Below are 14,573 nucleotides of genomic sequence, written 5' to 3'. Positions count from 1 at the left end.
ATGGGACAGAAGATACACCCAACCGGTTTCCGTCTTGCGGTAACTCGTAATTGGTCCTCTCGCTGGTATGCTGGCAATACAAATTTTGCCACTATGCTGGGCGAAGACTTGAAGGTACGTGAATACCTCAAGAAGAAACTGAAGCAAGCTTCCGTTGGTCGCATCCTGATCGAGCGTCCAGCTAAGAATGCACGCATTACTATTTACAGCTCCCGTCCAGGTGTTGTAATCGGTAAAAAAGGCGAAGATATCGAATCTTTGAAAGCGGATTTGGCGAAGATTATGGGCGTGCCTGTGCATGTCAATATCGAAGAAATTCGTAAGCCAGAAATCGATGCACAATTGATCGCTGATTCTATTTCTCAGCAACTCGAAAAACGTATTATGTTCCGTCGCGCAATGAAGCGTGCGATGCAAAATGCAATGCGTTTGGGTGCTAAGGGTATCAAGATCATGTCTAGTGGTCGTTTGAACGGTATCGAAATCGCACGTAAAGAATGGTATCGCGAAGGCCGAGTGCCTCTGCATACATTGCGCGCCGATATCGACTACGGTACAAGTGAAGCGTCTACGACATACGGTATCATTGGCGTTAAGGTTTGGGTTTACAAAGGCGATCGTTTAGCTAATGGCGATGCTCCAGTAATCGAATCCGCACCAGAAGACGACAAAAAACGTCGTGGCCCACGTCGCGAAGATGGCAAACCAAATAGCCGTCCACGTGCAAAGCGCCCTGAAGGTCAAACTCCAACTGGTGCAGCACCAGCAGCTAAACGTGTTCGCACAAAAGCAGCTGACGGCGCAGTATCAGCTGAGAAAGCAGGAGAATAATCATGCTGCAACCAGCACGCAGAAAATATCGTAAGGAACAAAAAGGCCGCAACAAGGGTATTTCCCATGAGCGCGGTACAGCAGTCTCTTTCGGTGAATTTGGTTTGAAAGCAATTGGCCGCGGTCGTATTACGGCGCGTCAAATTGAAGCTGCACGTCGTGCTATGACTCGTCATATCAAACGTGGTGGCCGTATCTGGATCCGTATTTTCCCAGATAAACCAATCTCCCAAAAGCCAGCTGAAGTTCGTATGGGTAATGGTAAAGGTAATCCAGAGTACTACGTAGCCGAGATTCAACCAGGCAAAATGTTGTACGAAATGGATGGCGTAGATGAATCGTTGGCACGTGAAGCGTTCCGCTTAGCTGCTGCGAAATTGCCGTTATTGACAACGTTCGTCGTACGTCAAGTCGGCCAATAAGGGGAGTTGTAAATGAAAGTATCTGAACTCCAAGGCAAGGATCAAGCCGCTTTGACGAAAGAACTGAATGAATTGTTGAAGGCTCAATTCAGCCTGCGTATGCAAATCGCTACGCAACAACTGAATAACACTTCACAACTCAAAAAAGTACGTCGTGACATCGCAAGAGTTAAAACAGTCATGAATCAGAAGGATGCCAAATAATGAACGATCAAGTTAAAGTTGCACTGAAGCGCACATTGATTGGCAAGGTTGTTTCCGACAAGATGGATAAAACAGTGACCGTGTTGGTTGAGCGTCACGTTAAACATCCTTTGTACGGTAAGATCATTGTTCGCACAGCAAAATACCATGCGCACGATGAAGCTAACCAAGCAAAAGCCGGCGACACAGTAGAGATTCAAGAAGGCCGTCCAATCTCTAAAACGAAAGCCTGGACATTGACTCGTGTAATTCAAGTTGCACAAGTCGTATAAAGTTGTTGCAGTAATCGTTTTTTGATGTAATAATGATGGGCTGTCATTTGCACTAGCTGCAAATGACAGCTTAAATGTCTCTCGCGTCTGCTTCTTGCGAGAGTGGTTAAAAAATCGTCCACCTAATCGGTTGACTCGTACATTGTTGCTTGTGTTTTACAGGCGTCCGACAATAAGTGGGTTGGCTGGCGGGACCAAGACTGACTACAGATTTGCAATGTGCGGATTGTGTGGATTAAGTTGGGAAAGAGAACAATATGATTCAAACAGAAAGCCGGCTAGAAGTGGCTGACAATACTGGTGCGCGCGAAGTTTTGTGCATCAAGGTATTGGGCGGTTCTAAGCGTCGTTATGCAGGGATTGGTGACGTTATCAAGGTAACAGTCAAGTCTGCTGCTCCACGCGGTCGCGTGAAAAAAGGTGAAATTTACAATGCAGTTGTGGTTCGCACTGCTAAAGGCGTTCGTCGTCAAGACGGCTCTTTGGTGAAGTTCGACGGCAATGCTGCAGTGTTGTTAAATGCAAAGCTCGAGCCAATCGGAACACGTATTTTCGGCCCAGTAACGCGTGAATTGCGTACTGAGCGTTTCATGAAGATCGTTTCTCTTGCTCCTGAAGTGCTGTAAGGGGTCGTGATGAATAAGATTCGTAAAAACGACGAAGTCATCGTCTTGACGGGTAAAGACAAAGGTAAGCGCGGTCAAGTGCAGCAATGCATCGACAGTGATTACGTTGTTGTAGCAGGCGTGAACGTTGCTAAAAAAGCGACTAAGCCTAACCCAATGACTGGAGCAGTTGGTGGTATCGTTGATAAATTGATGCCGATTCATGTTTCCAATGTTGCGTTGTTTAACGCTGCATCTGGCAAAGCAGACCGTGTAGGTTTTAAAGTTGTGGATGGTAAAAAAGTCCGCGTCTATAAATCTACTGGCGAAGTTGTGAAGGCGTAAAGTCATGGCCCGTCTACAAGCATTATATAAAGATAAAATCGTTGCAGATTTGACTGAGAAATTCTCTTACAAGTCTCCAATGGAAGTTCCTCGCATCTTGAAAATCACCCTGAATATGGGTTTGTCCGAAGCTGTCGCTGATAAGAAAATTATCGAGCACGCTGTAGGCGATTTGACAAAGATTGCAGGTCAAAAACCTGTCGTAACAAAAGCGCGTAAAGCGATCGCTGGTTTCAAAATCCGCGAAGGCTATCCAATCGGTTGTATGGTCACATTGCGTGGCAATCATATGTACGAATTCTTGGATCGTCTGGTTACTGTAGCTTTGCCACGTGTACGTGACTTCCGCGGCGTTTCTGGTCGCGCATTTGACGGTCGTGGTAACTACAACATCGGTATCAAGGAGCAAATCATTTTCCCTGAGATCGAATACGACAAGATTGACGCGTTGCGTGGTCTGAATATCAGCATCACTACAACAGCTAAGACCGACGAAGAAGCAAAAGCGCTTCTCGCCGCATTTAAATTTCCGTTCAGAAACTGAGGTCGCCATGGCAAAATTGGCACTGATTAATCGTGAGCAAAAGCGTGCAGATTTGGTGAAGAAATTCGCTGGCAAACGCGCCGAATTGAAGGCCATCATTGATGACCAATCAAAAACTGAAGAAGAGCGTTATTTAGCTCGTTTGAAGTTGCAGGCATTGCCACGTAATTCAAACCCGACTCGTCAACGCAATCGTTGCGCTTTGACAGGTCGTCCACGTGGAACATTCCGTAAGTTCGGTTTGGGCCGTATTAAAGTCCGTGAATTCGCCATGCGTGGTGAAATCCCGGGTATGACTAAAGCTAGCTGGTAATAGGAGAATAAGCAATGAGTATGAGCGATCCTATCGCCGATATGCTGACCCGCATCCGTAACGCGCAAGTTGTTCAAAAGACTGCTGTTGCGATGCCGTCCTCTAAGGTAAAAGTTGCTATTGCAAACGTACTGAAGGACGAAGGCTACATTGAGGATTTCGCAGTAGTTGACGCTGCTGGTAAATCTGAATTGAAAATCGGTTTGAAATATTATGCAGGACGTCCTGTTATTGAGCGCTTGGAACGTGTATCACGTCCAGGTCTTCGTATTTACAAAGGTAAAGACGAGATTCCAAGTGTAATGAACGGTTTGGGCGTGGCCATCGTGTCCACACCTAAGGGCGTTATGACTGACCGCAAAGCACGCGCAACCGGTGTCGGTGGCGAAGTTATTTGCTACGTCGCCTAAGGAGTGCAAGATGTCTCGAGTAGGTAAAATGCCAATCGCGTTGCCAGCAGGTGCAGAAGTTGCAATCTCAGCAGCAGCGATTACAGTAAAAGGTCCAATGGGCGTACTGACACAAAGTTTGAATGGCTTGGTGGCAGTTGCTAACGAAGGTGGTTCACTGAACTTTAAACCAGCTAACGAAAGCCGTGAAGCTAATGCTATGACAGGTACATTGCGTGCCTTGGTCAATAACATGGTGAATGGTGTTACTAAAGGTTTTGAGCGTAAGTTGACGCTGGTCGGCGTTGGTTATAAAGCGCAAGCGCAAGGCGACAAGCTGAATCTCTCCTTGGGTTTTTCTCATCCTGTAGTACATCAAATGCCAGAAGGCGTGACATGTGCAACACCAACTCCAACTGAAATTCTCATCAAAGGTGTGAATAAGCAGCAAGTTGGTCAGGTCGCAGCAGAAGTTCGTGCATACCGCAGCCCAGAGCCTTATAAAGGCAAGGGTGTCCGCTACGCGGATGAAGTGGTTGTGATTAAAGAAACCAAGAAGAAGTAATAGGGGTTAGACGATGGATAAGAAACAATCACGTCTGCGCCGCGCGACTCAAACCCGTGCCAAGATCGCAGAGCTCAAGGTCACACGTTTATCTGTGCACCGTACGAACTCTCACATCTACGCTAGCATCATTGATGCAGATTCCAAAGTATTGGCATCTGCTTCTACAGTGGAAGCTGAAGTGCGTGCAGAATTGGCAACGGCATCTAAGCACGGTGGTAATGCTGCGGCAGCCACTTTGATTGGTAAGCGCGTTGCGGAAAAAGCATTGAAAGCAGGAGTTACCGAAGTTGCGTTTGATCGCTCCGGTTTTCGTTACCACGGTCGTGTGAAGGCGTTGGCAGAAGCCGCGCGTGAAGCCGGCTTGAAGTTCTAAGGAATATTCGTCATGGCAAAAATGCAAGCAAAAACAGCAGCCGACAAGCCGGATGATGGCATGCGCGAAAAAATGATCGCGATCAACCGTGTAACCAAAGTGGTTAAGGGTGGTCGTATCATGGGCTTCGCAGCATTGACAGTTGTTGGTGATGGTGACGGCCGTATCGGTATGGGCAAAGGAAAGTCGAAAGAGGTTCCAGTGGCCGTACAAAAAGCGATGGAAGAAGCGCGTCGCAAAATGATCAAAGTTACTTTGAAGAATGGCACATTGCAACATACCGTAATTGGTAAGCATGGTGCATCTTCAGTAATGATCTCTCCAGCTAAAGAAGGTACTGGTGTGATCGCTGGTGGTCCAATGCGCGCTATTTTCGAAGTTTTGGGTGTTACTAACGTTGTTGCTAAATCTAACGGTTCCACAAATCCATACAACATGGTTCGTGCAACTTTGAATGGTTTGGCAAAAATGAGTACTCCAGCTGAGATCGCAGCGAAACGCGGCAAGTCCGTTGAAGAAATTTTGGGCTAAGGTGATCGCAATGACTAAAACAGTAAAAGTACAATTGGTCAAGGGTTTGATCGGTACGCGCGAATCACATCGTGCAACTGTGCGCGGCTTGGGTCTGCGTCGTGTAAATTCAGTTTCTGAATTGCAAGACACACCAGCTGTTCGCGGTATGATCAACAAAGTCTCGTATCTTGTGAAGGTTGTATCGTAAGCCTTAGGGTTTGCGATCGGAGCAAATTATGGAATTAAATACAATCCAACCAGCTGATGGCGCAAAACACGCAAAACGTCGTGTTGGTCGCGGTATCGGTTCTGGTATCGGTAAAACAGCGGGCCGTGGTCACAAAGGTCAAAAATCCCGTACAGGCGGTTTTCATAAAGTAGGTTTCGAAGGCGGTCAAATGCCTTTGCAACGTCGCTTGCCTAAACGCGGTTTTAAATCTTTGGCAACACCTTACAAAGCAGAAGTTCGTTTGTCTGATCTGGAAAACTTGCCAGTAACAGAAATCGACATCTTGGCTTTGAAACAAGCTGGTGTTGTGTCTGATTTGGCACGTGTTGTTCGCGTGATTTTGTCAGGTGAGATCACTAAGAAAGTAACTTTGAATGGCTTAATCGTCACCAAAGGTGCTAAAGCTGCGATCGAAGCTGCTGGCGGCTCAGTCGCTTAATAACGAAATTCATTGCGAAATTCTGGAGCAATAATTGGCAACATCTCCTCAACAAACTAAAAGTGCGGCAAGCGGTTTTCCTTGGGGAAGACTGTGGTTTTTGCTTGGTGCACTGGTTGTATATAGGATAGGCGCACACATACCTGTTCCTGGGATTGATCCAACTGTTCTGGAAACACTCTTTAAACAAAACCAAAATGGTATTTTGGGTATGTTTAACATGTTTTCAGGCGGTGCGTTGGCGAAGTTTACGATTTTAGCATTGGGTATCACGCCTTACATTTCTGCAAGTATCATCATGCAGTTGATGTCAGTGGTGTCCCCTCAGCTTGAAGCGTTGAAAAAAGAAGGTGAATCGGGTCGTCGTAAGATTACCCAGTACACGCGTTACGGTACTTTGGTACTCGGCGTGGTGCAGGCTTTCTTTATCGCGTTCGGACTCGAAACCCAGCCAGGTTTGGTACTTGATCCAGGTATGGCATTCAGATTTACAACGGTTGTAACTTTGGTTACCGGTACCATGTTTTTAATGTGGTTAGGTGAGCAAATTACTGAGCGCGGTCTAGGTAACGGCATCTCGATTATCATTTTTTCTGGTATCGTGGCTGGTTTGCCTGGCGCATTGGCAGGTATGCTGGATATGGTCAGCACGAATACAATGCAACCAATCTCAGCAATCGTAATCTGCGTCATGGTTGCAGCTGTCACATTCTTGGTCGTATTCGTAGAGCGTGGTCAACGTAAGATTTTAGTTAACTACGCAAAGCGCCAAGTTGGTAATAAGGTTTATGGTGGTCAAAGTAGCCACTTGCCATTGAAATTGAATATGGCCGGTGTGATTCCTCCGATTTTTGCGTCGTCAATTATTATGTTGCCGGCCACGATCACTGGAATGTTTGCTAAAGGTGCGCAAGATCAGGAATCTGGTTTTGTTCGTTTCCTTCAAGATTTAGCAAGCTCTCTGTCTACGGGTGAGCCGATGCATGCTTTGTTGTATGCAGCAACGATCATTTTCTTCTGCTTCTTCTATACAGCGTTGGTTTTCAACAGTAAAGAAACAGCAGACAATTTGAAGAAGAGCGGTGCGTTTGTTCCAGGGATTCGTCCTGGTGATCAAACAGCTCGTTATATCGATAAGATTTTGATGCGTTTGACGCTGATTGGCGCGATGTACATTTCGCTGGTTTGCTTGTTGCCAGAATTATTGATCGCTCATTGGAAGGTACCATTTTATTTCGGCGGCACTTCGCTGTTGATTATCGTGGTAGTGACAATGGACTTCATGGCGCAAGTACAGAATTACGTTATGTCACAGCAATACGAATCGCTTCTTCGTAAAGCAAATTTCAAGGGCGGCATACCTTCACGGTAAGCGCTCAGAGGAACAGCAGACCGAATGGCAAAAGACGACGTTATACAGATGCAGGGAGAGATTCTAGAGAATCTTCCGAATGCAACATTTCGAGTTAAGTTGGAAAATGGGCATGTTGTGCTTGGCCATATTTCAGGAAAAATGCGAATGAACTATATCCGCATTCTTCCTGGCGATAAGGTGACAGTAGAATTGACGCCTTATGATTTGAGCCGAGCACGTATTGTGTTCCGGACCAAGTAAATTAAATTGAACTAGAAGGGAAGAGGGCAAAAATGAAAGTTCTCGCATCAGTTAAGCGGATTTGCCGCAACTGCAAGATCATCAAGCGCAAAGGTGTTGTTCGTGTAATTTGCACAGAACCACGCCATAAACAGCGCCAAGGTTAATTAACGTTATTGAACGAGGAATAACGAATGGCACGTATAGCAGGGGTTAATATCCCAAATCATCAGCATACCGTAATTGGCTTACAAGCAATCTATGGTATTGGCGGCCCACGCGCAGCAGATATCTGTGCAGCAACGGGTGTTCCGACCACTAAAAAGGTCAAAGATCTGGACGACAACGAGTTAGAAAAGCTTCGCGACAGTATTGCAAAATACGTTGTTGAAGGTGATCTTCGTCGTGAAATCTCGATGAACATCAAGCGTTTGATGGACTTAGGCTGCTACCGCGGTCTGCGTCATCGCAAAGGTTTGCCTGTTCGTGGTCAACGTACACGTACTAATGCACGTACACGTAAAGGCCCACGTAAAGCAGCGCAATCATTGAAGAAATAATCCAGTAAGCTGGATTCAAGGAACCAATTATGGCAAAAGCACAAAATAACGCAGCGGCAGCTCGCGCTCGTAAAAAAGTTAAGAAAAATGTTGCTGAAGGTATCGCACACGTTCACGCATCTTTCAACAACACCATCATCACGATCACTGATCGTCAAGGCAATGCATTGTCTTGGGCAACTGCTGGTGGTCAAGGTTTTAAAGGCTCTCGTAAATCTACACCTTTCGCTGCGCAGGTTGCGGCAGAAGCAGCTGGTAAAGTTGCTGTAGAATGCGGTATCAAAAATCTTGAAGTACGTATCAAAGGCCCAGGCCCAGGTCGTGAGTCCTCTGTGCGTGCTTTGAATAATTTGGGTATCAAGATCTCTTTGATTCAAGACGTTACGCCAGTTCCACACAACGGCTGCCGTCCTCCAAAGCGTCGTCGTATCTAATACTTAGCTTAGCGTGAGCTAAGCTTTGGAAATTCTGGCATTCGTGCTAGAATGCAGCCCGCCAATTCAATTGGTGGGTTTTGTTCTTTAGAATTGTTATTCGTTTTTTTAAGACCACTGTTTGATAGCAGGTAGATCAGACTAGCGCAGGCGAACGCTTGCGTCATTTACAAAGGAAATTATTGTGGCACGTTATATCGGACCAAAAGCAAAATTATCCCGTCGCGAAGGCACGGATCTGTTTCTGAAAAGCGCACGTCGCTCTTTGGACTCCAAATGCAAATTAGATGTAAAACCAGGTCAACACGGCGCAAAATCTGGCGCACGTACATCTGACTTCGGTAATCAATTGCGTGAAAAACAAAAAGTCAAACGTATGTATGGCGTTTTGGAACGTCAATTCCGTCGTTATTTCGCAGAAGCTGATCGTCAAAAAGGCAACACAGGCGAAACACTGTTGAAATTGTTGGAATCTCGTTTGGATAACGTTGCATACCGTATGGGTTTCGGCTCAACACGTGCAGAAGCGCGTCAATTAGTTAGCCATAAAGCATTCACTGTTAACGGTATTGTTGTGAACATTGCTTCTTACCAAGTAAAAGCTGGTGATGTAGTTGCTGTTCGTGAAAAATCCAAAAAACAAACACGTATCGTTGAAGCATTGTCTTTGGCAGAGCAAATCGGTATGCCATCTTGGGTGTCTGTTGATGCCAAGAAGATGGAAGGTACTTTCAAAGGTATGCCAGATCGTAGCGACATCGCTCACGATGTCAACGAATCCCTGATCGTTGAATTGTATTCTCGTTAATATTAAGTTTCACCGCCTGCCCATTTTACGATGGGCAGGCTTTTTTCTTTTTGCCATCAGCCTTATCGGTGTAACGAGCCGAGGGTATTGAAAAGGACAAATCATGCAAAACAATCTGTTTAAGCCTCGTATTATCGATGTCGAAATGTTGGGCCCTGGCTCAGCGAAAGTTGTGATGGAACCGTTCGAACGCGGTTTTGGTCATACTTTGGGTAACTCTTTGCGTCGCGTTTTGTTGTCTTCTATGGTTGGTTACGCGCCAACAGAAGTCACGATTGCTGGCGTGGTTCACGAATATTCGACACTCGATGGCGTACAAGAAGACGTCGTTGATATCTTGTTGAACTTGAAGGGCGTGGTTTTCAAGTTGCATGAACGTGATGACGTGACTTTGACTTTGAAAAAAGAAGGCGAAGGCGCTGTTTTAGCTTCTGATATCGAGTTGCCACATAATGTTGAATTAATCAATCCGGATCACGTGATTGCAAATTTGACTGCTGGCGGCAAGTTGGACATGCAGATCAAAGTGGAAAAAGGCCGTGGTTACGTTCCAGGTAACGTACGTCGCTTGTCTGAAGACGCGAACAAAACAATTGGTCGTATCATTTTGGATGCTTCGTTCTCCCCAGTACGTCGTGTTTCTTATTCTGTTGAGTCTGCTCGCGTTGAACAACGTACTGACTTGGACAAATTGATCATCAACATCGAAACAAATGGTGTGATCACTCCAGAAGAAGCGATTCGTCAATCTGCTCGCGTGTTGGTAGATCAATTGCACGTATTCGCTGCATTGGAAGGCACAGAAGCTGCTGCTGAAGCGCCATCTCGCGCACCAGCGGTTGATCCAGTATTGTTGCGTCCAGTCGATGATTTGGAATTGACAGTACGTTCTGCAAACTGCTTGAAAGCTGAAAATATTTACTACATCGGTGATTTGATCCAACGTAGTGAAAATGAACTGCTCAAGACACCAAATTTGGGTCGCAAGTCTTTGAACGAAATCAAAGAAGTGTTGGCATCTCGTGGTTTGTCTTTGGGTATGAAACTCGAAAACTGGCCACCAGCTGGTTTAGAGAAGTAATTAATTGATTGAACATCGATCACGCTATTGCGTGGTCGATGGTGTAGGTGAGTAGGAAGACATTACCGGTCCGCGTCAAATGGTTTGACGATAGAAGAACTGGAATTTTTAAACATATTGAAAGGAAGTACCATGCGTCATCGTCACGGCTTACGTAAGCTGAATCGTACATCATCCCATCGTTTAGCAATGTTGCGCAACATGACAGTTTCTTTGTTGCGTCACGAAGCGATCAAAACAACTTTGCCAAAAGCAAAAGAATTGCGCCGCGTAGTTGAGCCAATTTTGACTTTGGCAAAAACTGACACATTGGCAAACAAACGTTTGGCATTCAACCGTTTGCGCGATCGTGAAATCGTTCAAAAACTGTTCGCGGAATTGGGCCCACGTTTTGCAAATCGTAACGGTGGTTACCTGCGTATCTTGAAAATGGGTTTCCGCGTTGGCGACAATGCACCTATGGCATACGTAGAACTGTTGGATCGTCCAGAAGTTACTGATGCAGCTGATGCACCAACAGTAGAAGAATAAGCACCGCTTTAAGCTTTATTCGCAAAGAAAGCCGTTCATGTATTGAACGGCTTTTTTATTTATGGTCGGCCATTAATGACTATGGGTGCTGGTTTCTTCAAAGATGTTGCCAATCCTCAGAGTCATGCGCAATCTATCGGCACTTCGGTTAAGATGTGAGTTCTTGAACAGTCTTTCCTCATCATGATGACTCCCGTAATCATATTTAATCTCGCTCCTATCTCAACGCTCAACGGCATCCTAAGTCGCTATTTTGTGCTGGCCCTCGCGTTTTTGATGGCAATCGGTAGCCTAAGCTTTGTTGCGCCAGCGAATGCGGATGATTTCCTCGACCCAGCAGTGGCTTTCAAAGTTGATGCTAAGATGGTGGCAAAAGATAAGCTGCGCATCGATTTTACGATTGCCAAAGGCTACTACCTCTATCGCGAACGGTTTAAGTTTGGTGCTGAAGGCGCAAGTTTGGGGCAATTCGATTTCCCGCGCGGGAAGATTAAGTATGATGAGACCTTCGAGAAAGATGTCGAGACCTATCACGACCAATTAACACTTGAAATCCCCGTGGTCGCGAACTCGGATTTTAAATTAAAACTAACGCAGCAAGGTTGTGCTGATGCTGGCTTGTGCTATCCACCTATGGACTTAGTGATTCCGATTAGCATTGCTTCTGCTATCCCGACACAAACTTCAGTTAACGTGCAGAATGCTCAAGCGCCCGCGGAAACGGAGTCTTCGGGTATCGCCAGCACCTTGAAAAGTGGACGTTTGGTGTTGATCATTCCTCTGTTTTTTGTTTTGGGTTTGGGTCTTTCTTTTACGCCCTGTGTCCTCCCTATGGTACCGATTCTCTCATTCATCATTGTTGGTGAGGGGGCGGCAATTAAAAGGAGTCGTGGCTTCTTCTTATCACTTAGCTATGTTCTCGGCATGGCCTTGGTCTACACCGCATTGGGTGTCAGTGCTGGGTTACTGGGCGAAGGTCTCGCTGCCGCTTTACAGAACCCTTGGGTACTGTCTTCGTTTGCGGGTCTGATGGTGTTGTTGTCACTCTCGATGTTTAACGTCTACCAGCTTCAAGTGCCTGCCGCGATCCAAACGAAGTTGAGTATGTTTTCCGAAGGACAAAGAAACGGCAAGATGGCTGGCGTGTTTTTGATGGGAGCCATTTCAGCATTGATTGTGGGCCCCTGTGTAGCGGCGCCCTTAGCAGGTGCTTTGGTGTACATCAGCCAAACACGTGATGTGGTTGTTGGTGGTAGTGCTTTGTTTGCGATGGCGATGGGTATGGGCGTCCCGCTCTTGTTGGTTGGTATGTCGGCGGGTAGTCTCTTGCCTCGTGCAGGTGTGTGGATGGAGCAGATCAAACGCTTCTTTGGCGTCTTGATGCTGGCGATGGCGATTTGGATGGTATCCCCAGTTTTGCCAGCTGCGGTCCAAATGATTGCATGGGCCGCGCTGTTGATCTCTTATGCGGTCTACCAAGCCTTCTTCTACAAAGGTAAATTGTTTTCTAAGTTCGTTGCAGGGGTGTTCTTCATTCTTGGGGCGATACAACTTGCAGGCGTCTCAACCGGAGGGCGCGATGTATTCTCACCTTTGGCACATCTCACCGGCAATGCCGTGCACGTGCAATTTCAACGTGTCAAATCCAGTGCTGAGCTCGATGCGGTCCTTCAACAATCTGCAGGTAAGATCGTGATGTTTGATTTCTACGCGGATTGGTGCGTGTCTTGCAAAGAAATGGAAAAGTTAACTTTTGTTGAACCTCGCGTGAAAGCGAAGCTGGATCAAATGGTGTTGTTGCAAGTCGATGTGACGGCGAACAATGCTGAAGACAAAGCACTCCTAAAACGGTTCGGATTGTTTGGGCCACCAGGCATTATCTTCTTCGATAAAGCGGGGAAAGAGCTGGAAGGTAAGCGCGTGATTGGTTATCAAAATGCGGATAAGTTCTTGCAGTCTTTAAACTCAGTTGATGCACCTTAAGAGTGGTAGTTAAGTGGGTTGATGATGCGAGTGCTAGAAAAAAGGCGACTAGGTCGCCTTTTTTATTGTACGGGTACGACTAGCTCTGCATAATCGTATAGAGCACCGAGAATCTCTTGCGTTTCTTCATCGGCGGTCTCAGATAGGAAATCAATTTGATTAAAGTAGCTTTCCACGGATCGCGCCTGGGCCTCTCCATGGATCAAACGTGCGATCCGATGTTCTTCCCATTGCAGTCGTTCATCTGCGGCCAAAGTCTGAGGGAAGTTGCGTGCCTTGTAGCGGAAGAATAACTCGCCTAGCCGTTCGTCTTGGAAGTGAGGTTTCGCTTTTTGTAACTGCGAGGCGTCCATTTGGCGCAAATCATTCAGGATACGCCTATCACCTGTGCCTATGAATCCTCCATACAGATCTTCATCGACATCAGCGGCTTCCATTTCAGGGCGCGCATAGACTTGTGACCAGAAATCGCTCGTCAACTCTCCCGACTGGGAAAGTTGCACGGCACGCTCGGCGTATGTTTGAACTTGGTCGAGATCGATTTGCCAGCGAGTGGCCATTTCTGCACTCAATGTCTTCAAGTTGCCGATGACGATAGGCGACTTATTCAGATGTATGCTCTTAACAGGTAGCCGACTAACTCCTTCAGGAAGCGCATCCGTTTTGCTGAACATACGTAATTGAATTTCCGCGACATCAAGACCTACGAGTTCTTGCGGATCGAAGCGTAAGTCCCAAGCGATGATCTCGTTTTTGTTTTTCGGATGCACAGCAAGTGGCCACATCACTGCAAGACAACCATAGCTCGTATTGAACATGCCTGATACATGCAAGAATGGCTTGCCCAATAAAGGTAAACCAAGTTCACTCGCAGCTTTTTCCTTCTTGTGTAGAGCGAAGCAGAAATCGAATAGCTTAGGTTGTTTCTGTTTAACTAAGCGAGCCAAGGCGATCGTCGCTCTTACGTCAGACAAAGCATCATGCGCTGCTTCATGGGCAATGCCATTGGCTGCGGTTAAGTGTTCGAGCCTAAAGCTGGGCTTCCCTTCTTCGTTCAAGGGCCAATTAATTCCCTCAGGACGAAGAGCGTAGCAAGTGCGCAGCATGTCCATGATGTCCCAACGTCCACATTGGTTTTGCCATTCACGTGCATACGGATCGATCAAGTTACGCCAAAACATAAAGCGAGTGATTTCATCATCAAAACGAATCGTGTTATACCCGACGCCGATCGTGCCGCTCGCGGCCAATGCTTGTTCGACTTGCGCCGCAAATTGATACTCTGGCAGGCCTTGCTCTAGACATTGTTGCGGCGTGATATGGGTGATCAAACAGGATTGAGGATCAGGCAAAAAATCATTTGCTGGTTTACAGAATATATTGATCTCTTCGCCGATTTCGTTAAGCTCCGCATCGGTGCGAATGGCAGCAAATTGGGCTGGTCGGTCACGTCGTGCGATCGCGCCGAAGGTTTCGTAATCGTGCCAAAGGAAGCTATGTGTTTGCATGATGAGAGCTTGGTGGATAATTTTAAA

24 protein-coding genes are annotated in these 14,573 nt (G+C 46.4%); 23 read left to right on the top strand and 1 reads right to left on the bottom strand.

Going from position 1 to position 14,573, the window contains the following annotated elements; translation table 11 throughout:
• The 23 genes from rpsC to dsbD all read left to right on the top strand — a co-directional run bounded on the left by rpsC (window position 1) and on the right by dsbD (window position 13,038).
• The gene (gene rpsC, locus H8K36_RS15290; RefSeq protein WP_186917406.1) at window positions 1-831 is read left to right on the top strand and encodes a 30S ribosomal protein S3; all 831 of its coding nucleotides are present in this window, start codon (window positions 1-3) and stop codon (window positions 829-831) included.
• Between the two features lie 2 nt (window positions 832-833).
• Window positions 834-1,253 carry a 50S ribosomal protein L16 gene (rplP, locus tag H8K36_RS15285; RefSeq protein WP_186917407.1) on the top strand — a complete coding sequence of 140 codons (420 nt, stop codon included), beginning with the start codon at window positions 834-836 and terminating at the stop codon, window positions 1,251-1,253.
• Window positions 1,254-1,265: 12 nt separating this feature from the next.
• Window positions 1,266-1,457, top strand: a complete 192-nt coding sequence (rpmC, locus tag H8K36_RS15280; protein WP_186917408.1) for a 50S ribosomal protein L29 — start codon at window positions 1,266-1,268, stop codon at window positions 1,455-1,457.
• Window positions 1,457-1,729: a 30S ribosomal protein S17 gene (gene rpsQ, locus H8K36_RS15275; protein WP_186917409.1), complete on the top strand. Its 273-nt coding sequence runs from the start codon at window positions 1,457-1,459 to the stop codon at window positions 1,727-1,729. Before rpmC ends, rpsQ begins: the two co-directional genes overlap by 1 nt.
• A 257-nt stretch (window positions 1,730-1,986) precedes the next feature.
• Window positions 1,987-2,355 (top strand): 50S ribosomal protein L14, encoded by a 369-nt coding sequence (rplN, locus tag H8K36_RS15270; protein ID WP_006464924.1) that lies wholly within the window; start codon window positions 1,987-1,989, stop codon window positions 2,353-2,355.
• A gap of 9 nt (window positions 2,356-2,364) precedes the next feature.
• Window positions 2,365-2,679 carry a 50S ribosomal protein L24 gene (rplX, locus tag H8K36_RS15265; protein WP_186917410.1) on the top strand — a complete coding sequence of 105 codons (315 nt, stop codon included), beginning with the start codon at window positions 2,365-2,367 and terminating at the stop codon, window positions 2,677-2,679.
• Window positions 2,680-2,683: 4 nt separating this feature from the next.
• Entirely contained in the window at window positions 2,684-3,223 is a 540-nt protein-coding gene (gene rplE, locus H8K36_RS15260) for a 50S ribosomal protein L5 (RefSeq protein WP_186917411.1), read from the top strand.
• A 7-nt stretch (window positions 3,224-3,230) separates the two neighbouring features.
• Entirely contained in the window at window positions 3,231-3,536 is a 306-nt protein-coding gene (rpsN, locus tag H8K36_RS15255; RefSeq protein WP_186917412.1) for a 30S ribosomal protein S14, read from the top strand.
• Between the two features lie 14 nt (window positions 3,537-3,550).
• Complete coding sequence (rpsH, locus tag H8K36_RS15250; RefSeq protein WP_186892593.1) at window positions 3,551-3,946, top strand: 30S ribosomal protein S8; 396 nt, start codon at window positions 3,551-3,553, stop codon at window positions 3,944-3,946.
• A 10-nt stretch (window positions 3,947-3,956) separates the two neighbouring features.
• Entirely contained in the window at window positions 3,957-4,490 is a 534-nt protein-coding gene (gene rplF / locus H8K36_RS15245; protein ID WP_186917413.1) for a 50S ribosomal protein L6, read from the top strand.
• A 13-nt stretch (window positions 4,491-4,503) separates the two neighbouring features.
• Window positions 4,504-4,866, top strand: coding sequence for a 50S ribosomal protein L18 (gene rplR, locus H8K36_RS15240; protein WP_186917414.1), 363 nt, complete (start codon window positions 4,504-4,506; stop codon window positions 4,864-4,866).
• A gap of 12 nt (window positions 4,867-4,878) precedes the next feature.
• Window positions 4,879-5,397 (top strand): 30S ribosomal protein S5, encoded by a 519-nt coding sequence (gene rpsE, locus H8K36_RS15235; RefSeq protein WP_186917415.1) that lies wholly within the window; start codon window positions 4,879-4,881, stop codon window positions 5,395-5,397.
• 10 nt (window positions 5,398-5,407) lie between these two features.
• On the top strand, window positions 5,408-5,587 hold the full coding sequence (gene rpmD, locus H8K36_RS15230; RefSeq protein ID WP_186917416.1) for a 50S ribosomal protein L30: 180 nt from the start codon (window positions 5,408-5,410) through the stop codon (window positions 5,585-5,587).
• Window positions 5,588-5,615: 28 nt separating this feature from the next.
• The gene (rplO, locus tag H8K36_RS15225; protein WP_186917417.1) at window positions 5,616-6,047 is read left to right on the top strand and encodes a 50S ribosomal protein L15; all 432 of its coding nucleotides are present in this window, start codon (window positions 5,616-5,618) and stop codon (window positions 6,045-6,047) included.
• Between the two features lie 34 nt (window positions 6,048-6,081).
• On the top strand, window positions 6,082-7,419 hold the full coding sequence (gene secY / locus H8K36_RS15220; protein ID WP_186917418.1) for a preprotein translocase subunit SecY: 1,338 nt from the start codon (window positions 6,082-6,084) through the stop codon (window positions 7,417-7,419).
• Between the two features lie 24 nt (window positions 7,420-7,443).
• The gene (gene infA, locus H8K36_RS15215; RefSeq protein ID WP_005663428.1) at window positions 7,444-7,662 is read left to right on the top strand and encodes a translation initiation factor IF-1; all 219 of its coding nucleotides are present in this window, start codon (window positions 7,444-7,446) and stop codon (window positions 7,660-7,662) included.
• Between the two features lie 32 nt (window positions 7,663-7,694).
• Window positions 7,695-7,808 (top strand): 50S ribosomal protein L36, encoded by a 114-nt coding sequence (gene rpmJ / locus H8K36_RS15210; protein WP_014004415.1) that lies wholly within the window; start codon window positions 7,695-7,697, stop codon window positions 7,806-7,808.
• A gap of 27 nt (window positions 7,809-7,835) precedes the next feature.
• Window positions 7,836-8,201: a 30S ribosomal protein S13 gene (rpsM, locus tag H8K36_RS15205; RefSeq protein WP_186917419.1), complete on the top strand. Its 366-nt coding sequence runs from the start codon at window positions 7,836-7,838 to the stop codon at window positions 8,199-8,201.
• A 29-nt stretch (window positions 8,202-8,230) separates the two neighbouring features.
• A complete protein-coding gene (gene rpsK, locus H8K36_RS15200; RefSeq protein WP_186892601.1) occupies window positions 8,231-8,635 on the top strand; it encodes a 30S ribosomal protein S11 in 405 nt (134 codons plus the stop codon).
• Window positions 8,636-8,819: 184 nt separating this feature from the next.
• The gene (rpsD, locus tag H8K36_RS15195) at window positions 8,820-9,443 is read left to right on the top strand and encodes a 30S ribosomal protein S4 (RefSeq protein WP_186917420.1); all 624 of its coding nucleotides are present in this window, start codon (window positions 8,820-8,822) and stop codon (window positions 9,441-9,443) included.
• Window positions 9,444-9,546: 103 nt separating this feature from the next.
• Window positions 9,547-10,524 (top strand): DNA-directed RNA polymerase subunit alpha, encoded by a 978-nt coding sequence (locus H8K36_RS15190; protein ID WP_186917421.1) that lies wholly within the window; start codon window positions 9,547-9,549, stop codon window positions 10,522-10,524.
• Between the two features lie 132 nt (window positions 10,525-10,656).
• A complete protein-coding gene (rplQ, locus tag H8K36_RS15185) occupies window positions 10,657-11,055 on the top strand; it encodes a 50S ribosomal protein L17 (protein WP_186917422.1) in 399 nt (132 codons plus the stop codon).
• A gap of 183 nt (window positions 11,056-11,238) precedes the next feature.
• Window positions 11,239-13,038: a protein-disulfide reductase DsbD gene (gene dsbD / locus H8K36_RS15180; RefSeq protein WP_255423139.1), complete on the top strand. Its 1,800-nt coding sequence runs from the start codon at window positions 11,239-11,241 to the stop codon at window positions 13,036-13,038.
• A 62-nt stretch (window positions 13,039-13,100) separates the two neighbouring features.
• Here dsbD and sbcB read toward each other — a convergent pair whose 3' ends face one another.
• Window positions 13,101-14,546: an exodeoxyribonuclease I gene (gene sbcB / locus H8K36_RS15175; RefSeq protein WP_186917423.1), complete on the bottom strand. Its 1,446-nt coding sequence runs from the start codon at window positions 14,544-14,546 to the stop codon at window positions 13,101-13,103.
• Window positions 14,547-14,573: the final 27 nt, after the last annotated feature.

This window comes from Affinundibacterium nitidum (genome assembly GCF_014284155.1).
Lineage (GTDB): Bacteria > Pseudomonadota > Gammaproteobacteria > Burkholderiales > Burkholderiaceae_D > Undibacterium > Undibacterium nitidum.
Note: the sequence above shows the minus strand (reverse complement) of the source record. Positions and strands in the feature narration are given on the sequence as shown.